Raw genomic sequence first — 19,736 nt, 5'->3', positions numbered from 1 at the left:
TTACTCCCCTTCTGCTGCTGCGGCGCTGCCGCGCACCTTATCGCGCCGGGGCGACGAACCGAGCACCACCGCCACAGTCGTCCCACTCGGCTGTCGCGGCCTGATCTCCAACCGGCCTCGGATACGTTCCGCCCTCTCGGCCATGATCGCAAGGCCATAGTGCCCGTCCGGGCGCTGGTCACCGATGCCGTGACCGTCATCCGACACTTCGATTCGGGTGTACGGGGGATCCACCTCGCACGTGACCCACAGGTTCGACGCGCCGGCGTGCTTGCGCGCGTTGGTCACCGCCTCCTGCGCGATGCGCAGCAACTCGGCCTCGGTGGCGGCCGGCAGCCGGGCGGTGGACTCGTCCAGCGACAGGTGCACCCGCAGGCCGCCGGAGGCGCCCACGGTGCGGGCGTACTCGGCGATGGCGGCGGCCAGGCCACCGTGCCGGTCCACCTCGCTGCGCAGCTCGAACAGGCTCAGCCGCAGCTCGGTGATCACCCGGGTGACCTCCTGGCGCAGCGTGCGCAGCGAGTCGGCGGTCTCGTCCGCGTCCTCGTGCACGGTGGCCAGCGCGTTGTCGATGCCGTACCCGACCATGACCAGTTCCTGGGCGACCCCGTCGTGGATCTCCCGGGCCAGCCGCTGTCGCTCCTCGTTCGTCGCCAGCGAGCGCACCTCGTCGAAGAGGAGCGCGGCCTCCAGCCGCAGCGCCGCCGGGCCGGTCAGCGCCGTCACCCGGGACACCACCGGCGGCGGGTACGCGGCGGCGGTGTCCGCCTCGATCACCACCAGGCCGACCGTGCGCACGCCCGCCACCAGCGGGACGATCAGCGCCGAGACCTCGCCGGAGTGCCGGGACCGGGCCTGCGAGCGGGCCGAGACGGTCGGCTGCTGGGTGGCCCAGGCGTCGGCGATGGCCGAGTCGGCGTCGAGCGTGGTCTCCCAGTCGACCCGGTCCGCGCCGATCTGCGCGAGCACCACGAGCCGGCCGCCGCCGCTGGCGGACAGCACCGCGCCCCGGTCGGTCTTGGCCACCACCCGCAGCTCCTCCAGCAGGTGCTCGGAGATGCCGCCCGGGTCCAGGGTGGCGCCGGGCAGCTGCCGGGCGACCGTACGGAGCTGGGTGAGCAGGCGGGTCGCCTCGGCGTACGGCTGGGGTTTGCCCTCGCCGCGCACCCGCATGACGCGCTGGAGCGTGCCCGCGGTGTAGAGGCCGAGACCGGCCAGGATCAGCCACTGGGCGCAGACCGCGAGGTAGCCGACCTGGCCGAGCTGCGGCCCGCCGTCGACCTGCGTGAACGCGGCGCTGGCCAGCAGCGTCGCCGCCGCCACGGCGAGCAGCGCGGCGCCCTCACGGAACCGGCGGCTCAGCGCGGTCACGGTGACCGGCACGGCGAGGTACGGCAGCACCGCCGAGGCGCCCAGCCCGCCGGTCACGCCGGACAGATGGGTGTCGGCGGCGACCTGGCTGGCGGCCAGCCCGAGCACCAGCACCTCGGCGAAGCGGCTGATCGGGGCGAGCAGCCGGTGCTGGGGGGCGAGCACGGCGGGCAGGCCGGCGGCGCCCAGCAGCGCGATCCACCAGAGCTGGGTGGCGTCGCGGGTGGCGAACAGGGTCAGGGCGGCGACCAGCGCGAGGAGGACCGCGCGGGCCGCCGCCGCGAGCGGCTGCGTCGACGGCTGGCGGGATGTGGAGGCGGGCACGTGACGGATGGTAGTCAGCCCCGGTAGATCTCGGCGATCTCCGAGGCGTACGTCTTGTGCACGACCTGACGCTTCACCTTCAGCGACGGGGTCAGCTCGCCGGTGGTCTCGGTGAAGTCCTGCGGCAGGATCCGGAACACCTTGATCGCCTCGGCCTTGGAGACCGCCTGGTTGGCCTGGTCGATCGCGGACTGCACCTCGGCGCGCAGCGCCGCGTCCTCGCGCAGCTCGGCGATGCTCGTGGTCTCCGGGCGCCCCTGCCCGGCCAGCCACTTCGGCAGCGCCTCCTCGTCGATGGTGACCAGCGCGGCGATGAACGGCTGCCGGTCGCCGACCACCACGCACTGGCTGATCAGCGGGTGCGCGCGTACCTGGTCCTCCAGCACCGCCGGGGCGACGTTCTTGCCGCCGGCGGTCACGATGATCTCCTTCTTCCGGCCGGTGATGCTCAGATAGCCGTCCTCGTCGAGCTGCCCGAGGTCGCCGGTGCGGAACCAGCCGTCGGTGGTGATCGCCTCGGCGGTGGCCGCGTCGTTGTGCCAGTACCCCTGGAAGACGATGTCGCCGGCGATCAGGACCTCGCCGTCGTCGTCGATCCGGATGGTGACGCCGGGCAGCGGGCGGCCGACGGTGCCGATCCGGGTGCCGGTGGGCAGGTTGGCGGCGGCGGCCGGCGAGGTCTCGGTGAGGCCGTACCCCTCGCAGATGGTCACCCCGACGCCGCGGAAGAAGTGCCCGAGCCGCGCGCCCAGCGGCGCGCCGCCGGAGATGGCGTCGCGGCACCGGCCGCCCATCGCCGCCCGCAGCTTGCGGTAGACCAGCTTGTCGAAGAGGGCGTGCTGCGCGCGCAGCCCCAGGCCCGGGCCGCCGGGCAGCTCCTGGGCCTCGCTCCACGCGATGGCGACCTTCTCCGCGCGGTCGAAGATTCTGCCCTTCCCCTCGGCCTCGGCCTTCTGCCGCGCGCCGTTGTAGACCTTCTCGAAGACCCGGGGTACGGAGAGCACGAACGTCGGCTTGAAGTCCTGGAGCTCGGCGACCAGGTCCTTGGTGTCCGCGCAGTGGGCCATGGTGGCCCGGGCGTGCACCACGCCGACCTGGATGAGCCGGGCGAAGGCGTGCGCGAGCGGCAGGAACAGCAGGGTGGAGGCGCCCTGGCGGAACAGGTTCGGCAGCACCGGCACCGCGTTGGCGATGTCGGAGTAGATGTTGCGGTGGGTCAGCACGCAGCCCTTGGGCCGGCCGGTGGTGCCGCTGGTGTAGATGATCGTGGCGACGTCGTCGGCCTTCGACAGCGAGCGGCGGGTCTCCACCTCGGCCCGGTCCACCGACGCGCCGGCGGCGACCAGGTCGTCGACCGCGCCCAGCTCGATCTGCCAGACCTCGCGCAGCTCGGGCAGCCGGTCGCGGACGCCGGCGACCAGGGTGGCGTGCGCGGTGCTCTCCACCACGACGGCGACGGCGCCGGAGTCGCCGAGGATCCAGGCGGCCTGCTCGGCGCTGGAGGTCTCGTAGATCGGCACGGTCACCGCGCCGGCGGCCCAGATCGCGTAGTCGAGCAGCGTCCACTCGTAGCGGGTGCGGCTCATCAGGCCGACCCGGTCACCGGGGGAGACGCCCGCGGCGATCAGGCCCTGCGCCACCGCCACCACCTCGTCGCGGAACTGGCGGCAGGTGACCTCCTCGCGCGCGCCCGTCCCCGCGCCGGGGCGGACGAACTGCACGGTGTCCGGGGCGACCTCGGCGTTTTCCCAGACCGGGTCGGTCAGGTTGGCCGCGTCGCCGACGGTGACGATCGGCGGGACGGAGAACTCGCGCACCTGCACTCCCTCGTGCTCTACCGGCGGGGTGGCCGGCCTGGTCGGCTCTGTCGAAACCTACCCGCACACCCCCGGGGGTCGACCAGGGAGGTTGCCCGCCCGGCTGGTGGGACGCCGTCCGGCGGGTGGAGCGGGACCGGCCGGTAGGCGGCCGGGTAGCCTCCCCCCATGGCGGACTCCTCCACCCAGTCGATCATCATCGGCGCGTCACCGGACCGGGTGGCGGCCGTCATCTGCGACTTCCCGAGTTATCCCGAGTGGGCCGAGGCGGTACGCCGGGCCGAGGTGATCGAGGAGTACGAGGACGGCTACGCCAGCCAGGTCCGGTTCACGCTCGACGCGGGCGTGATGGCCGACGAGTACGTGCTGGCCTACGAGTACGCCGAGGACATCTCCCGGATCGAGTGGCACCTGGTCGCCCCGTCGAAGATGCAGCGCTCCCAGCGCGGGTCGTACGACCTGGCGGGCAACCCGGACGGGACGACCACGGTGACCTACACCCTCGAGGTGGAGCTGTCCGTGGCGATGCTCGGCATGTTCCGCCGCAAGGCCGAGAAAATGATCATGGATGCGGCGTTGAAGCAGCTCAAGCGCCGGGTAGAAGCACCCGGTGCGGCGCAGGAGACCCGACCGTCCCGGTAGTCAAGCTGGAGGAGCCGAACCATGGGCACCACTGATCCGGGTTCGGCCCGGGAAGAGGCCGAGCGCCTCGTCGCCACCCTGCTCGCCGGCGCGAAGATGGCCGCCGCCGCACCGGGCTCCGGTGCCCTGGGTCCGCTCGGTGGGATCCTCTCCGGTGTCCTCGGTCACACCCCGCCGGGCGGCGGCCCTGCTCCGGAGACGCCCGCGCCCGCCGGTTTCGCCACCGGCTCGCCGGAATGCTGTGTCTGCCCCGTCTGTCGCGGTATCGCCGCGTTGCGAGATCCGAGTCCGGAATTCGCCGAGCGGCTCGCCACCGGCGCCGGGGACCTGGCGGCCGGGGTGGCCAGCCTGCTGCGCGCCTTCACCCCGGCCGAGCCGGAGCGCCCCGCCGACGGCGCCGCCGCCGCGCCGGACGGATCCGGGGACCACGTGTGGCGCGAGGCGACCCGTACCGGGCATGATTCTCAGCCGGCACCCGAGCAGGACGTGTGGGCCGCCGCCACCCGGGGGGAGGGCGCGGCCGACTCGGGTGCCGCCGCCGACGCCGCCGGGCCGCCGGAGCCGGCGACGAGCCGGCCACCGGCCGGCCGTCCCGTGGTGCCCGCCTCGCGGGCGTCCGGAGAGGTGGGCGCGGACGCACCAGGCGACGGAGCCTGACCACCGGACATCCCGGGACCGTACGGCCGGTTCGGCCGGTCCCCGGGCAGCACAGCAGAGGGGAGTGGCAGCGGTGACGCTGACCATCGGAGTCGACGTCGGTGGCACGAAGGTGGCCGGCGGTGTCGTGGACGACGCCGGCACGGTACTCGTGCAGACGCGACGGGACACCCCCGCCGACGACGTGGCCAAGACCCGCGACGTCATCATCGAGGTGGTCACCGAACTGGCCGCCGGCCACGCCGTCGAGGCGGTCGGCATCGGCGCGGCCGGCTGGATCGACGCCTCCCGCTCCACCGTGCTGTTCGCCCCGAACCTGGCCTGGCGGGACGAGCCGCTGCGCACGTACGTCGGCGACGCCACCGGCCTGCCGGTGATCGTGGAGAACGACGGGAACGTGGCCGCCTGGGCGGAGTTCCGCTACGGGGCGGCCCGCGACGCCGACGACTCGATGGTCATGTTCACCATCGGCACCGGTGTCGGCGGTGGCATCGTGCTCGGCGGTGGCCTGGTCCGCGGCGCCAACGGCATCGCCGCCGAGCTGGGCCACATGCTCACCGTGCCGGACGGCCACCAGTGCGGCTGCGGCCGGCTGGGCTGCATCGAGCAGTACGCCAGCGGCAGCGCCCTGGTCCGCTTCGCCCGCGCCGCCGCCCGGCAGGAGCCGCACCGGGCCACCGCGTTGCTGGAGCTGGCCGGGGGCGAGGCCGAGACCATCACCGGCCCGATGGTGACCGCCGCGGCCAAGGGCGGCGACCCGGTCTCCACCGAGGCGTTCGCCCAGGTCGGCCGCTGGCTCGGCACGAGCCTCGCCGACATGGCGCAGATCCTCGACCCGCAGGTGCTGGTGGTCGGCGGCGGCGTGATCGACGCCGGTGACCTGCTGCTCGGCCCGACCCGGCGGTCGTTCGCCGACGCGCTGGCCCAGCGCAGCCGCCTGCCCGTCGCGGAGGTACGCCCGGCCGAGCTGGGCAACACCGCCGGCGTGATCGGCGCCGCCGACCTGGCCCGGCGGATCTGACATGACGGATACGGGTGTGCCGCTGCGGGTCCTGTCGTACAACATCCACAGCCAGCGCGACGACACCGCCGCGCTGGCGGAGGTGGTCCGGACGGCGGCCCCGGACGTGGTGATCGTCCAGGAGGGACCGCGCCGGTTCCGGTGGCGGCAGAAGACCGCCGCGCTGGCCGAGTCGTTCGGCATGGTGGTGGCGGCCGGTGGCCTGCCGTCGCTGGGCAACGTGCTGCTGACCAGCCTGCGGCTGCGCGTCGTCGACACCAGGTGCCAGCGGTACCCGCTGACGCCGGGACGGCACATGCGCGGTGCCGCGTACGCGCGGTGCCGCGTCGGCGGCGTCGACGTGCTGCTGGCCGGCTCGCACCTGTCCACCGACCCGGCCGAGCGTCCGGCCCAGGCGGCGGCGTTCAAGCGGGAGCTGGCCGCGTCCACGCTGCCCGTGGTGGCCGGCGCGGACATCAACGAGGGCCCGGACGGGCCGGCCTGGCAGACGCTCGCCGAGGGGCTCACCGACACGGCGCTCGCCGCCGACCGGGCCGACCGGCTCACGTTCTCCTGCGCCGACCCGCGCCGCCGTATCGACGCGCTGTTCGTCGACCCCCGGATCACGGTGGTCGACTACGACGTGGTGGACACGCCGGCGGCCCGCCGGGCCAGCGACCACTTCCCGGTCCTGGTCGACCTGCTGCTGCCCACCGCCTGACCGGCGCGGCCCGCCGGGCCGGTGACGCACGGTCAGGTCCCAGCGGCCGGCGGGCCAACCGCTTCGCCGCCTTTGCTCTGCCGCCATATCCGCACCAGCTACCCGCCGTGACCGGCGGGCCGCGTTCCGGCCGGGCGGCCGCGAGACATCGGCGCAGCTCGCGGCGGTGCTGCGTCCGTGGCGGCAGAGCAAAGGGCACCCGAGGGTACGCCTCCGGCGTTGCCGGTCCACTCACGCTCGGTCACCGGCCCGGTGGTGACGCGGTGCCAGGGGGACCGGGCGGGTGGGCGGTGCCGGATCCGGTGGCTGGACAACGGCGGGCATTCTCGGCAGGATTTCGCTCCGACCCGGCACGCGTGCCGCACAAAGGAGAATTCGCGGTGTCCTCCTCCACCGACCCCGGCCGCCCCGATCCGGACCGGACGGACGTCCCGATCCGCGACGACCGCCCGGTCTCCGACCGGGGCGACACGGTCTGCGTCATCGGCGCCGGCGCCAGCGGCCTGACCGCCGTGAAGAACCTGCGCGAGGCCGGCTTCGGCGTCGACTGCTACGAGCGGGAGACCGGCGTCGGCGGCGCCTGGAACTGGCGGCACGACCGCAGCCCGGTGTACGGCAGCACCCACCTGATCTCGTCCCGGCCGTTCACCCAGTTCCCCGACTTCCCGATGCCGGACGACTGGCCGGACTACCCGCACCACAGTCAGCTGCTGTCCTACTTCGAGCGGTACGCCGACCACTTCGACCTGCGCCAGCACGTCTGGTTCGGCACCGAGGTGGTCCGCGTCGAACCGGTCGAGGGGGACCGCTGGGACGTGACCACGCGCAGCACCGGCGGCTACGGCCCCGAGCGCACCTCCCGGTACGCCGCGGTGGTGCTCGCCAACGGCCACAACTGGTCGCCGAAGCTGCCCCGCTACGAGGGGCTGGAGGAGTTCCGCGGCGAGGTCATGCACGCCTCGTCCTACAAGGACCCGGCACAGTTGCGCGGCAAGCGGGTGCTCGTGGTCGGCGCCGGCAACACCGGCTGCGACATCGCTGTCGAGGCGGCCCAGCAGGCGTCGCACTGCTGGCACTCGACCCGCCGCGGCTACTGGTACGCCCCGAAGTACGTCCTCGGCCGCCCCGCCGACCAGGTGAACGACACGCTGCTGGCGCTGCGGGTGCCGTTGCGCGTACGGCAGTGGCTCTACCACTGGACGCTGCGCCTGACCGTCGGCGACCTGACCCGGTTCGGCATGCCGAAGCCGGACCACCGCGTCTACGAGACGCACCCGATCGCCAACAGCCAGCTCGTCTACTACGTCGGCCACGGCGAGATCACCCCGGTGCCGGACGTGGCCCGGTTCGACGACCGCGCGGTGGAGCTGACCGACGGCCGGCGCATCGACCCGGAGCTGGTCGTCTTCGCCACCGGCTACCTGCCGCGCTTCGAGTTCCTCAAGGGCCGGGTGCTCGGCGACGAGGACGGCTCCGGGCGGCCCCGGCTGTGGCTCAACGCGTTCACCGCCGGTCATCCCACGCTCGCCGTGGTCGGCCTGGTGCAGCCGGACTCCGGCATCTTCCCGATCTCGCACTGGCAGAGCGTGCTGTTCGCCCGGCTGCTCACGCTGCGCGCCACCCGCCCGGAGCGGGCCGCCGCGTTCGACCGCAGGGTGCGGGCCGGCCTCGGCGAGCGCTACTCGGCGAAGGTCAAGGACAGCACCCGGCACTGGTTCGAGGTCGGACACGCCGACTACCTGCGGGCGCTCCAGCGGGCGCTGCACGAGCTGGAGGGCAGCAGGTGAGCGCGAGGAACGCAGCGCAGCGGAGTCCCGCAGTCGCGAACGAAGGGCAGGCACGGTGACGGCCGAGCGGGTGCGGGTGGTCCGGTCCTGGGAGTGGGCCCGGCCCGAGCGGGCCGCCCGCCGCGAGGTGCTCGCCGCCGTACCGGAGCGGGAGGAGGCGAAGCCGCCGCTGCTGTTCGTGCCCGGGTTCGGGCACGGCGCGTGGGCGTTCGCCGAGCACTGGCTGGGGCACGCCGCCGGTCGCGGCTTCCCGGCGTACGCGCTGAGCCTGCGCGGGCACGGCGGCAGTGAGCCGGCGCCGGAGGCGACGCTGCGGTCGTACACCCATGACGTGACGCAGGTGGCGGCGAGCCTGCCGCGGCAGGCGGTGCTGGTGGGGCACGGTGCCGGCGCCCGGGTCGTGGCGCATGCGATGGCCCGCTACCCGGCGCGGGCCGCGGTGCTGGTGGCGCCGGTGCTCGGCGGCTGGGGGACGTTCGGGACGGCGTTGCGGCGCAACCCGGTCGGCACGGTGCCGGCGGTCTTCGGCGCCGGGCTGCGGCTCAACCGGCGGCAGTTGTTCAGCCGGGAGCTGCCGGACGCCGACGCGCGGCGGCACCTGGCCCGGCTGGGCCGGGCCGGGCGGCGGGCGCAGTGGCAGCTGCTGACCGGCCGGTCGCCGGAGCCGGCGGTGGGCCGCCCACCGGTGCTGGTGCTCGGCAGCCCGGACGACCGGGTGCTGCCGGCCACGGCGCTGACCAGGGCCGCCCGCGGGTACGCCTCGGCGCCGCTGCTGTTCCCCGGCATGGGGCACGACCTGATGCTCGACGCCCGCTGGCGCGAACCGATCGACGCGATCCTGGACTGGCTGGACAAGGACCCGGCGCCCGCCGCCGGGTGAGCGCCGGGGCGCCGGTCAGCGGGGGGCGGGGCGGCGGCCGACCAGCGTCCCGCTCTCCTCCAGCGCGCTGAGGTAGGACGCCGCCCAGGCGTGGATGTCGTTGTGGGCCAGGTGCTCGCGCATCGCGCGCATCCGGCCCGCGACGTCCTCCGGGCCGGCGCGCAGCGCGGCCAGCAATCCCTGCTTGAGGCCGTCGAGGTCGTGCGGGTTGACCAGGTACGCCTGCTCCAGTTCGGAGGCGGCGCCGGCGAACTCGCTCAGCAGCAGCGCGCCGGTGCCGTCGACCCGGGCCGCCACGTACTCCTTCGCGACCAGGTTCATGCCGTCGCGCAGCGGCGTCACCGCCATCACGTCCGCGACCCGGTAGAGCGCCACCAGTTCGGCGCGGTCGAACGGCTGGGTGAGGTAGTGGATCGCCGGCTCGCCGACCCGGCCGAACTCGCCGTTGATCCGGCCGACCTGGTGCTCCACCCGGTCGCGCAGGATCTGGTACTGCGCCACCCGGTCACGGCTGGGCACCGCCACCTGGACCAGCACCGTGTCGCGGACCTTGATGTCGCCGTTGGCGAGCAGCTCCCGGTACGCCTTGAGGCGCTGCTCGATGCCCTTGGTGTAGTCCATCCGGTCGACGCTGAGGATCACCTGCTCGGGGCGGCCGAGATCCTGCCGCAGCCGGCGCGCCCGGTCGGCGACCTCGGGACGGGCGGCGAGCGCGGACATCTCGGCGGTGTCGATGGCGACCGGGAAGGCCCCGATGCGCACCACCCGGCCGTCCACCCCGATCCGCCGGTCGGTGGCGGGCAGGCCGAGCACCTTGGTGGCGAGCTGGGCGAAGTTGTGCGCGGCCTGGGCCCGCTGGAAGCCGACCAGGTCGGCGCCGAGCATGCCGCGCAGCAGCTCGGCCCGGCGGGGCAACTGCATGAACAGTTCCGGCGGCGGGAACGGCACGTGCAGGAAGAAGCCGATCCGCAGGTCCGGGCGCAGCTCGCGGAGCAGGCCCGGCACCAGCTGGAGGTGGTAGTCCTGCACCCAGACCAGGCCGCCCGGCTCGGCCACCCGGGCCGCGGCCTCGGCGAACCGCTGGTTGACCCGCTGGTACGCCTCCCACCAGCGACGGTGGTACTCCGGCTGCTCGACGGCGTCGTGGTAGAGCGGCCAGAGGGTGGCGTTGGCGAAGCCCTCGTAGTGGTCGCGGAAGTCCTCGGCGCTCAGCGGCACGGTGTGCATCCGGACGCCGTCCACGTCCGGCAGCTCGGGCGCGGGACCGGTGCCGCCGGCCCAGCCCACCCAGGTCGCGGGTGTGTGCCGCAGCAGCGGGTGCAGGGCGCTCACCAGGCCGCCAGGGCTGCGGCGCCACTCGAAGGCGCCGTCGGGCGCCACGCTGTCGTCGATGGGGAGGCGGTTGGCCACCACCACGAGGGGGCTCTGTCGCATCTCGGGCAATCCGCTCAGCAGGGGACCGGCGACCCGGAAGGAGACGCAAGCCGGACAGCCGGTGCGGGACGTGACGTTCAGCCTATTCCTACTGACTGTAAGTTACACGTTTGTTACGCCCTCGCCCAGGGCGGGCGGCGTCCCGCCATCCGGGCGGCGCCGGGGATGCGGCGTCAGACGACGGCGCCGTCGTCCGGGTCGTGGTCGTCCCGGTCGCCCGGGCGCAGCCGCCAGATCAGCATCACGAAGCCGGCCAGGATGCCGGTGAAGCCGAGCAGCGTGACCACCGACGGGTCGACCAGCGTCACCACGGTGGGGGACAGGAACAGCAGGAAGCCGAGCACGATGCAGGTCACGCCGAGCACCGCGTACTTGGAGAAGCGGGGCAGCGGGGGCGGCGGGGGCGGGGTGTAGTGCTCCTCGTCCGACGCCTCGTCCGGCAGGTTAGCGCCGAACGTGTCCAGACCGTCGAGCAGCGAGGGCTCGTCGTGCCGGTCCCGGCTCAGCGAGACGCCGGAGATGTCGGCGGCGTACGGCAGCCGGCGCACATCGGTGGCGGTCGGGCCGGCGGGCTCCTCGGCCCGGCCGCCGGCGCCGGTGCCCGGCGCGGGCGGGTCGTCCACGTCCTCCGCGGCGGGCCAGGGGTGGCTGCCGGCGCTCGGCGTGGTGTGGAAGCCGGCCACGATCTTCGCCCACTCGGCCTCGATGTCCGGCTCGTCGGCGCGCGGCGGGTCGCCCGCGCCCTCGTCGGCGAGCTGGGTCAGGTAGTCGCGGGCGGTGGTCAGGTGCGACCTGTCGACGTAGAGCCGGTCGACCGGGCGGGCCGGGACGGTGGTGGTGCGGGTCACCGGGTTCAGGTCGGCCGAGGGCTGGAGGTAGGCCGCGATGCCACCGGCGGCGAGCACGTCGAGCAGGTGCTCGCCGACGCGTGGATCGACGTCGCCCGCGACCGCGTACTCGGCCGCGTCGAGCCCGTTGTCCCGTCGTCCCCGACGGGGCCCGCCCCCTGACACGCGGACACCCCCTTCGCCGTTCCCTGCCCGTGCCCTGAATCGTGACACGTCGGCACCCGGTTCCGGGAGTGCGTTGTGGCGTGCCGCTCGTCGTTCGTACCCTCTTCCCGGACTCCCGAGGGCGCCGCCGGCGTCTGCGGGGCCACGCGGCGACCCGTCCGCCGCCGCCGACACGGGAAGGACGCCGGTGCTGTACTGGCTGCTGAAGTACGTCGTTCTGGGCCCACTGCTGAGGTTGATCTTCCGCCCGCAGGTCGAAGGACTGGAGCACGTTCCGGAGACCGGCCCGGTGATCCTGGCCAGCAACCACCTCTCCTTCTCGGATTCGATCTTCACGCCGCTGATCGTCAAGCGAAAAGTCACCTTCATCGCGAAAGCCGAATACTTCACCGGTAAGGGACTCAAGGGCCGGCTCACCAAGATGTTCTTCGTCGGCTCCGGCACGATCCCGGTCGACCGCTCCGGCGGGCGGGCCGCCCGGGCCGCCCTCGACACCCAGCTCGCGGTGCTGCGCGCCGGTGGCATCGCCGGGATCTACCCCGAGGGCACCCGGTCGCCGGACGGCCGGCTCTACCGGGGCAAGACCGGCGTGGCGCGGCTGGCGCTGGAGAGCGGCGCCCCGGTCGTCCCAATGGCCATGCTCAACTCCGACGCGATCCAGCCCACCGGCCAGATCGTCCCGAACCTCGGCCGGGTGCGGATCCGATTCGGGCCGCCGCTCGACTTCTCCCGCTACGCCGGGATGGCCGGCGACCGGTTCGTCGAGCGGGCCGTCACCGACGAGATCATGTACGAGCTGATGGAGCTGTCCGGCCGCGAGTACGTCGACACGTACGCCCAGAAGGCCAAGAGCGTCGCGGCACGGCAGCCGCTCCCCGCCTGACCCTCAACCCGCCCCGGCGATCCGCAGCAGCCCACCGGCGGCGTGCCGCCCGGCGAACGCGCGTACCCGGGCCAGCGTCGCCACGGCGGCCGGCGGGTCCGCCTCGGTCAGCGGCCCGACCGCCAGCGCGGACGCGATCATCTGGTCGGTGACGTCGGTCATCTCCGCGTACCCCTCGGCCGCGGCGGTGAGCAGCCGGCCCGCCCGCGCGGCGTCCCCGTCGCCCCGGGCCAGCGCCGCCTCGGCCGACCGCCCGGCCTCCCGCGCCCAGCGGGTCACCCGCGGCGCGTGGGCCAGCAGGTCGCGCACCAGGATCGCGGCGTCGCCGCCGAGCAGCGCCGCGACGTGACCGACAGCCGGCACCCACTCGGCGAACGGGATCATCGTGGTCTGCCGCCAGTCCTCGTCCAGCTCGGTCAGCAGCGCCACCGCCTCGTCCCGGCGGCCCTGCACCGCACGGCAGAGCGCGGCGTGCGCCAGCGTGGAGCGCAGCACGCGCTGGAAGCCGCTGCGCCGGGCCGCGACGAGCGCCTGGTCCACCAGGTCCTCACCGGCGCCCGGACCGGCCGGCCCGTCGCCGAGCGCCCGGATCCACCCGGACACCGCGACGATGTGCAGGTCCCACTCGTCGGTCGGGCGCCGGGTCGACCCCTCGGCCATCCGCAGCGCCGCCGTCCAGTCCCCGCTGTAGTACGACCGGGCCCACTGGTCGCTGAAGCTCACCGTCAGGGCGTGCTCGCCGGCCAGGTCCAGCGAGCGCTGCTCGTCGACCAGGCGGGCCGAGCCGGTCAGGTCGCCCTCCTCCTGGAGCACCCAGGCCAGGTTGTGCACCGCGCGGCGGCGGCTGGTCAGCCGCTCCACCCGGCACTCCTCGGTCACCTCGGCCAGCTCGGCGTACGCCTCCTCGGCGCCGGCCTGGTACCGGACCACCGCGAGCGTGATGCGCGCGTTCGCCCGCGCCTCGCGCAGCCCCAGCCGCTCGGCCAGCTCGGCGGCGGTACGCGCGGCCACGCACGCCGGCTCGGTCTCCGCGTCCAGCATGTGCGCCCGGGCCAGCTCCAGCAGCACGCCCACCTTGTCCTCGCTGTCCGGCAGCGTGGCGTGCAGCCCGATCGCCCGGTCCAGGCAGCGCATCAGCTCCGAGCGGTCGGCCCGCGCGAAGGCCGCCGTGGCCAGCAGCCGCCACGCCTTCGCCGCGCCGGGGCGGTCGCCGGCGTCGGCCAGCCGGCCGGCCAGCGTGGTGAGCAGCGCCGTCCCGCCGCCGTCGAGGAAGCCGTCCCGGTCCCGGTAGAACGCCAGCTCGGCCTGGAACAGTTCAAGCGCCGGATCCGGGCCGCACTCCACGCTCAACGCGCGCTCCACCAGCGTGGCCGCCGTCTCCAGCGCGTGCAGGTCGTACGCCCGGCGCGCGGCCCGGTGCAGCGCGGACCGGGTCGCGGAGGCGTGCGGGGCCTGGTCCAGCCCGACCGTACGGGCGATCTCGTGCGCCGCCCAGCGATGGTTGGCCAGCACCTCGGCCAGGTCGTGCAGCCGGCCGTCGGCGAGTTGCTCCAGCCAGTCGGCGGTGCGCTGGTGCCGGGCGACCCGCTCGGCCCGGGGCAGCCGCTGGTAGCAGACGTCCCGGACCAGCACGTGCCGGAACCGGTACTCCGCCTGACCGGGCATGGTCGAGACGGGCAGCTCGTAGACGAGGTCACGGCGCTGGAGGTGGTGCAGCGCCCGTTCGACCCACTCCGTCGGGCGGCCGAGCGCCAGCGCCACCGGCGCCGCCCAGAACTGCACGCCGACCACCGAGGCGGCCTGGAGCACCGCGCGGTCGGCCGGGTCGAGCAGGTCCAGCCGGTTGGCGATGACCGCCTGCACGGTACGCGGCATCCCGGCGCCCCCGACCGGGTCGGCGAGCGCGAGCGCGGCGGTCCGCTCGGCCAGCCCGCCGTCGAGCAGCATCCGCGCGTACTCCTGGGCGTAGAGCGGGTTGCCGTCGGCGAACTCGATCAGCGGCGCCCGTGCGTCCTGCGGCAGCGTGGCCTGGCCGAGCAGCAGCGAGTAGAGGGTGTCGATGTCCCCGTCGTGCATCGGCGGCACCGAGATGGACATCGCCCCGCTGATCGTGCCGGTCCAGGCCGGGTGCCGCTCGCGCAGCTCCGGCCGGGCGGTCGCGACGACGAGCAGCGGCACGTTGCGGGCCGCCGCGCCGAGCTGCTCGACGAAGGACAGCATCGCCTCGTCGGCCCAGTGCATGTCCTCGAAGACGAGCACAGTGGGACCGGTCGCGGCCAAGGTGAGCAGGAAGCGCCGCCACGCCGCCTCGGTCTCGGCCGAGGTGAGTCGTTCGCCGGAGACGCCGACGAGCGGGCCCAGCGCCTCGGCCAGCCGTACCGCGTGCGGGTCGGCGAGGCGGCCCAGCCGCTCGCGCAGCCGGTCCCGGATGGTGGCCGGGTCGTCGGCGCCGGTCAGCCCGGCCCAGCTCCGGACGATGTCGGCCAGCGCGGCGTAGGTGACGTTCTCGCCGAACGGCGGGCACTGGCCGGTCAGCCAGGTGACCCGGGTGCCGGGCAGGCTGGCGGCGTGCCGGGCCAGCTCGCGCAGCAGCCGGCTCTTGCCCACCCCGGCCGGGCCGAAGACGGTGAGCAGCTGCGAGGTGCGCTCGGTCAGCGTGCGGTGCAACGCGCTGACCAGCAGGCCCCGCTCGTGGTCCCGGTCGACCATCGGGGTCAGCTCGGCGGTCTGCCCGTCGCGCCGGGGCCGCGCCCGTACGGCCAGCCAGATCCGGCTCACCGACGACCGGCCGCGCAACGTCACCGGTGGCTGGTCGTCGTACTCCATCTCGCGCCGGGTGGCCGCCCAGGTGCTCTCGTCGACCACCACGCCGCCGACCGGGGCGAGCCCCTGCAAGCGGCTGGCGGTGTTCACCACGTCGCCGGTGACGAACGCCTGGCCGCCGTCGCGCGCCGCGGACAGGTCGACCAGGGCCTCGCCGGTGGCGATGCCGACCCGGAACCCGAGCGGCGGATGCGGTCCGGCGGGCTGCCGGGCCAGGCTGCGTTGCAGCTCCAGCCCGGCGCGTACGCAGCGCAGCGCGTCGTTGTCGGTGGCCACCGGCGCGCCGAACAACGCCATGACGGCGTCGCCGATGTACTTCTCCACCACGCCGCCGTACTGGTGCACCAGCCGGCGCACCGTGGCGAAGTAGGCCTGCTGCAGGCCGCGGGCCTGCTCCGGGTCGGCCCGCTCGGCGTATGTCGTGAAGTCGACGATGTCGATGAAGAGCACGCTCACCTGGCGGCGGTCCTCCTGCACCGTGACCGCGTGGTCGCGCAGCGGCTGACCGCAGTTGGTGCAGAAGTTGGCGCCGGTGTCGTTGGCGTGGCCGCAGGACGGGCAGGCCGCGGCCAGCGGACGGCCGCACCCACCGCAGAAACGGTCGTCCGGCCCGGCGGTCCGGGCGCAGTGTCCACAGGTGAGGTCGATGTCCGGCTCCGTACGCGTGAGGTCCCCAGTGTCCCGCGCGGCCGCGCAGTCGGGTACCCGACGGGTCGGCGGGACGTCACGGCTGTTCGGCCGGGTCTAGTCTCCCCTAGCAGGAAGTCCCGTCGACAGGGAGTTTGCCGTGCACGTCCGGCTGTCCGCCTCATGGACCGATCCACGGGGGACGGTGTGGGCCGTCGGTGACACGGTCGACGTGGACGCTGTCACCCTCGCCGAACTGGAGGAAAAAGGCATGGTGGAGCAGCCCGCGGGTAGCGGATCGACCGAGACCACGACCACCACGACGACCCCGCCGAAGAAGACCGACCCGTCGAAGATCGGCCCGGGGCCGAGCGCGCCCCCCGCCGACACCACGAACGACTGACCGGGCGCGCGACGAACGGGCGTACGACGAACGCGGCGGGGGCCGGCGGGACGACCGCCGGCCCCCGCCGTCGTCGTGTCAGCGGTCGTTCATGCCGGCCCGGCGGCGCAGCGCGGCCACGTCGGTGACCACGATGCGGCGCCCCTCGGTCCGCAGCCAGCCGCGGCTGGCGAACGAGCCGATGGCCTGGTTGACGCTCTGCCGGGAGCCGCCGGCCATCTCGGCGAGCTGGCTCTGGTTCAACTCGATCGTGATCATCGGAGCCTGGCTCTCGCCGGCCAGCCGGACCAGCGTCTTGGCCACCCGGCCGGGCAGGTCGAGGAAGACGTGGTCGGCGTTCTGCTCGGTGAGCCGGCGGATCAGCTGGCCCAGCGAGCGCATCACCGCGTCCAGGATGCGCGGGTTGGAGTGCACCAGCTCCATGAACGCGGGCCGGGACAGCGCGAGCGCGGCGCAGTCCTCGATCGCCTCGGCCGACGCCGAGCGGGTGGAGGCGTCCAACAGGGACACCTCGCCGAGCACGTCCGGGGGTCGGATCACCGACAGCACCGCGCGTTCGCCGGTCGGTGCGGTGCGGAACACCGCCACCGCGCCGCGGCGCAGCACGATCAGCGACTCGCCGGGGTCGTTCTCGACGAAGAGCAGCTGGCCCTTGCGGTACGTGCGCGGTACGGCCGCGGCGATGACACGCTGCCGCACCTCCGGCTCGAGCCCGGCGAACATCTCCACACCCGTGAGCGCGTCACCCGGCTCCGGCAGGCGAGACTCCACGGCTCAACCCCTCCCCGGTCAGAAGTCACGACTCGCACACCGGGTGAAGCTGTCAGTCCCGGTACGAGGCAGCTCAACCGGTTCGGCGCCCGACGGCGGTACACATCAGATCATGACGGTCCCGTCGCGTGCTGTACACCCCCGGAAACACTTCCGTGACCATGCCCGGCCGTCGCCGGGACGGCCGCCGACCTCGGCGGACGCCCCGGCGACCGGCCCGTGCCGGTGATGGGCGAGGATGAGTGCGATGGTTTACCGCTATTTCTACGACTGCGAATTCATCGAGGACGGCCGCATCGTCGACCTGGTGTCGATCGGCGTCGTCGACGAGTACGGCCGCGAGTTCTACGCGGTCTCCACCGAGTTCGACGACTCCCGGGCGGTGCCCTGGGTGCGGCGCAACGTGCTGGACAAGCTCCCCTCGCCGGCCGACCGGGCCTGGCGCTCCCGGGAGCGCATCCGCGACGACCTGCACGAGTTCCTGATGGAGCCGGTGCGGGACCGGCCGGGCGAGCAGCTGGAGCTGTGGGCCTGGTACGCCGCGTACGACCACGTCGTGCTGGCCCAGCTCTGGGGCGCGATGCCGGCGCTGCCCCGGGAGATCCCCCGCTTCACCAAGGAGCTGCGCCAGCTCTGGGACGACCGGGGCCGCCCCCGGCTGCCGGACGCCGAGGCCGACCGGCACGACGCGCTCGTCGACGCCCGGCACAACCTGGCGCGGTGGCGGGCGATGACGGCGCGGGAGGTTTGACCGGTTCCGCCCAGGGCACGGGACCGGCATCTACGCCGATCCGAGACAGGAGTGCCCCATGAGCCATGAGCCGACCAGCGCCGCGGACGCCCGCCGCCGGGTCACCGAGCTGATCCGGGACGCCCGGATCTGCCTGCTCACCACCACCGGCGTGGACGGGCGTCTGGTGAGCCGCCCGATGGGGTTGCAGGAGGCGGAGTTCGACGGCGACCTGTGGTTCTTCGCGTACGCCGACTCGGCGAAGGTGCGACAGATCCGGGTGAACCCGCAGGTGAACGTCGGTTTCTCCGACCAGCGGCACCACGCCTGGGTGTCGGTCGCCGGCACCGCCACCGAGGAGTGGGACCCCGAGCGGGCGAAGGAGCTGTGGAGCCCGGTGCTGAAGGTGTGGTTCCCCGACGGGCTGGACACGCCGGGGATCACGTTGATCAAGGTGCACGCCGGGTCGGCGGAGTACTGGGACTCGCCCGGCAGCACCGTGGTCAACCTGCTCGGCTTCGCCAAGGCGGCGGTGACCGGCAAGCCGCCGAAGGCGGGGGAGAACCACGAGGTCAGCTACTGACGGGTAGCCCGTCCGCCGTCCGGAACGGCCCGGGGTGCGGTGTCGGCGTACACCTGCGCCGACTACAGTGCGCAGTGACGGCCCGCCCCGGGCCGGCAACGGCGCCGATGGTCTGATCTGACACATATCCTGGGGCTTATCCGGGCTTCACCTGATGCTCCAGGAGGATGAGCAGATCATGCGTATCGGCGTGCTCACCGGCGGCGGCGACTGCCCAGGTCTCAACGCGGTGATTCGGGCGGTGGTCCGCAAGGGCGTCGCCACCTACGGTCACGAGTTCGTGGGCTTCCGGGACGGCTGGAAGGGCCCGCTCGAGGGCCTGACCAAGCCGCTCGGCATCGCCGAGGTGCGCGGCATCCTGCCCCGCGGCGGCACCATCCTCGGCTCGTCCCGCACCAACCCGTTCAAGATCGAGAACGGCGTGGAGCGGATCAAGGACAACCTCGCGGCCCAGGGCGTGGACGCGCTGATCGCCATCGGCGGCGAGGACACCCTCGGCGTCGCCACCAAGCTGCACGAGCTGGGCGTGAACGTCATCGGTGTGCCGAAGACGATCGACAACGACCTCGGTGCGACCGACTACACGTTCGGCTTCGACACCGCCGTCAACATCGCCATGGAGGCGATCGACCGGCTGCACACCACCGCGGAGAGCCACCACCGCACGCTCGTGGTCGAGGTCATGGGCCGGCACGCCGGCTGGATCGCCCTGCACGCCGGCCTCGCCGGCGGCGCCAACGTGATCCTGCTGCCGGAGCGGCAGTTCGACGTCGAGCAGGTCGCCGGCTACGTCGAGAAGCGCTTCCAGCACCAGTACGCCCCGATCGTCGTGGTCGCCGAGGGCGCCCAGCCGCTGGACGGCCAGATGGTCCTGCACAACCAGGAGCTGGACGCGTTCGGTCACGTCCGTCTCGGCGGCATCGGCCAGTGGCTGGCCGAGCAGCTGGAGGCGAAGACCGGCAAGGAGGCCCGCACCGTGGTGCTCGGCCACATCCAGCGCGGTGGCACCCCGACCGCGTTCGACCGGGTGCTGGCCACCCGGCTCGGCCTCCACGCGATCGACGCCGCGCACGAGGGCGACTGGGGCAAGATGGTCGCGATGCAGAGCACGGACATCGTCCGCGTCCCGCTCGCCGACGCCACCCGGGAGCTGAAGACCGTGCCGCTGGAGCGGTACGCCGAGGCCGAGGTCTTCTTCGGCAGCTGATCGACGGCGCACGGGCGTGGGGGGGGGGGGGGCGGCCCGCTCCACAGGAGTGCGGGTCGACGG

Annotated in this window: 17 protein-coding genes; 11 read left to right on the top strand and 6 right to left on the bottom strand. The window is 73.9% G+C overall.

The features are described 5' to 3' along the window. Positions 1-1,695, bottom strand: coding sequence for a GAF domain-containing sensor histidine kinase (locus M8C11_RS27365; protein WP_121683507.1), 1,695 nt, complete (start codon positions 1,693-1,695; stop codon positions 1-3). A 14-nt stretch (positions 1,696-1,709) separates the two neighbouring features. Then, entirely contained in the window at positions 1,710-3,512 is a 1,803-nt protein-coding gene (locus M8C11_RS27360; protein WP_252454236.1) for a long-chain fatty acid--CoA ligase, read from the bottom strand. A gap of 168 nt (positions 3,513-3,680) precedes the next feature. Here M8C11_RS27360 and M8C11_RS27355 point away from each other — a divergent pair, with 168 nt between their 5' ends. From M8C11_RS27355 to M8C11_RS27330, 6 genes are all read left to right on the top strand, one after another. Further along, on the top strand, positions 3,681-4,154 hold the full coding sequence (locus M8C11_RS27355; RefSeq protein ID WP_121683506.1) for an SRPBCC family protein: 474 nt from the start codon (positions 3,681-3,683) through the stop codon (positions 4,152-4,154). A gap of 21 nt (positions 4,155-4,175) precedes the next feature. Further along, complete coding sequence (locus tag M8C11_RS27350; protein WP_252454234.1) at positions 4,176-4,811, top strand: hypothetical protein; 636 nt, start codon at positions 4,176-4,178, stop codon at positions 4,809-4,811. A gap of 73 nt (positions 4,812-4,884) precedes the next feature. Beyond that, positions 4,885-5,832, top strand: coding sequence for an ROK family glucokinase (locus M8C11_RS27345; protein ID WP_026267860.1), 948 nt, complete (start codon positions 4,885-4,887; stop codon positions 5,830-5,832). Between the two features lies 1 nt (position 5,833). Continuing rightward, positions 5,834-6,532, top strand: coding sequence for an endonuclease/exonuclease/phosphatase family protein (locus M8C11_RS27340; RefSeq protein ID WP_252454232.1), 699 nt, complete (start codon positions 5,834-5,836; stop codon positions 6,530-6,532). Positions 6,533-6,912: 380 nt separating this feature from the next. After that, complete coding sequence (locus M8C11_RS27335) at positions 6,913-8,319, top strand: NAD(P)/FAD-dependent oxidoreductase (protein ID WP_252454230.1); 1,407 nt, start codon at positions 6,913-6,915, stop codon at positions 8,317-8,319. 55 nt (positions 8,320-8,374) lie between these two features. Then, the gene (locus M8C11_RS27330) at positions 8,375-9,199 is read left to right on the top strand and encodes an alpha/beta hydrolase (RefSeq protein WP_252454228.1); all 825 of its coding nucleotides are present in this window, start codon (positions 8,375-8,377) and stop codon (positions 9,197-9,199) included. A gap of 15 nt (positions 9,200-9,214) precedes the next feature. On the opposite strand, the gene M8C11_RS27325 is transcribed toward M8C11_RS27330, so the two are convergent. After that, positions 9,215-10,633 carry a trehalose-6-phosphate synthase gene (locus tag M8C11_RS27325; protein ID WP_121683686.1) on the bottom strand — a complete coding sequence of 473 codons (1,419 nt, stop codon included), beginning with the start codon at positions 10,631-10,633 and terminating at the stop codon, positions 9,215-9,217. Between the two features lie 173 nt (positions 10,634-10,806). After that, positions 10,807-11,646, bottom strand: coding sequence for a DUF308 domain-containing protein (locus M8C11_RS27320; RefSeq protein ID WP_252454226.1), 840 nt, complete (start codon positions 11,644-11,646; stop codon positions 10,807-10,809). 187 nt (positions 11,647-11,833) lie between these two features. Here M8C11_RS27320 and M8C11_RS27315 point away from each other — a divergent pair, with 187 nt between their 5' ends. Beyond that, positions 11,834-12,529, top strand: coding sequence for a 1-acyl-sn-glycerol-3-phosphate acyltransferase (locus tag M8C11_RS27315; protein WP_252454224.1), 696 nt, complete (start codon positions 11,834-11,836; stop codon positions 12,527-12,529). 3 nt (positions 12,530-12,532) lie between these two features. Here the strand turns inward: M8C11_RS27315 and M8C11_RS27310 are convergent, their stop codons facing one another. After that, positions 12,533-16,000, bottom strand: a complete 3,468-nt coding sequence (locus M8C11_RS27310; protein ID WP_252454254.1) for an AAA family ATPase — start codon at positions 15,998-16,000, stop codon at positions 12,533-12,535. 139 nt (positions 16,001-16,139) lie between these two features. On the opposite strand from M8C11_RS27310, the gene M8C11_RS27305 reads away from it, so the two are divergent. Further along, positions 16,140-16,382 (top strand): hypothetical protein, encoded by a 243-nt coding sequence (locus M8C11_RS27305; RefSeq protein ID WP_120568782.1) that lies wholly within the window; start codon positions 16,140-16,142, stop codon positions 16,380-16,382. 78 nt (positions 16,383-16,460) lie between these two features. On the opposite strand, the gene M8C11_RS27300 is transcribed toward M8C11_RS27305, so the two are convergent. Then, complete coding sequence (locus tag M8C11_RS27300) at positions 16,461-17,153, bottom strand: Crp/Fnr family transcriptional regulator (protein WP_013287664.1); 693 nt, start codon at positions 17,151-17,153, stop codon at positions 16,461-16,463. Positions 17,154-17,400: 247 nt separating this feature from the next. Between M8C11_RS27300 and M8C11_RS27295 the strand changes: the two genes are divergently transcribed. The 3 genes from M8C11_RS27295 (at position 17,401) to M8C11_RS27285 (ending at position 19,673) form a co-directional block, all read left to right on the top strand. After that, positions 17,401-17,904, top strand: a complete 504-nt coding sequence (locus tag M8C11_RS27295) for a polyadenylate-specific 3'-exoribonuclease AS (RefSeq protein WP_120568783.1) — start codon at positions 17,401-17,403, stop codon at positions 17,902-17,904. Positions 17,905-17,962: 58 nt separating this feature from the next. After that, positions 17,963-18,466 (top strand): pyridoxamine 5'-phosphate oxidase family protein, encoded by a 504-nt coding sequence (locus tag M8C11_RS27290; RefSeq protein WP_121683682.1) that lies wholly within the window; start codon positions 17,963-17,965, stop codon positions 18,464-18,466. A gap of 178 nt (positions 18,467-18,644) precedes the next feature. Further along, positions 18,645-19,673, top strand: a complete 1,029-nt coding sequence (locus M8C11_RS27285) for a 6-phosphofructokinase (RefSeq protein ID WP_030273929.1) — start codon at positions 18,645-18,647, stop codon at positions 19,671-19,673. Positions 19,674-19,736: the final 63 nt, after the last annotated feature.

Origin of the sequence: Micromonospora sp. CPM1 (genome assembly GCF_023896895.1) — a bacterium.
In the GTDB taxonomy this organism is placed as follows: domain Bacteria; phylum Actinomycetota; class Actinomycetes; order Mycobacteriales; family Micromonosporaceae; genus Micromonospora; species Micromonospora tulbaghiae.
This window is presented reverse-complemented; position numbering and strand designations above follow the sequence as displayed.

Bases quoted from the DNA above. Each gene is read 5' to 3' on its own strand.
- M8C11_RS27290 (WP_121683682.1), top strand. From the start codon at position 17,963: ATGAGCCATGAGCCGACCAGCGCCGCGGACGCCCGCCGCCGGGTCACC.
- M8C11_RS27350 (WP_252454234.1), top strand. From the start codon at position 4,176: ATGGGCACCACTGATCCGGGTTCGGCCCGGGAAGAGGCCGAGCGCCTC.
- M8C11_RS27295 (WP_120568783.1), top strand. From the start codon at position 17,401: ATGGTTTACCGCTATTTCTACGACTGCGAATTCATCGAGGACGGCCGC.
- M8C11_RS27340 (WP_252454232.1), top strand. From the start codon at position 5,834: ATGACGGATACGGGTGTGCCGCTGCGGGTCCTGTCGTACAACATCCAC.
- M8C11_RS27285 (WP_030273929.1), top strand. From the start codon at position 18,645: ATGCGTATCGGCGTGCTCACCGGCGGCGGCGACTGCCCAGGTCTCAAC.
- M8C11_RS27355 (WP_121683506.1), top strand. From the start codon at position 3,681: ATGGCGGACTCCTCCACCCAGTCGATCATCATCGGCGCGTCACCGGAC.
- M8C11_RS27325 (WP_121683686.1), bottom strand. From the start codon at position 10,633: ATGCGACAGAGCCCCCTCGTGGTGGTGGCCAACCGCCTCCCCATCGAC.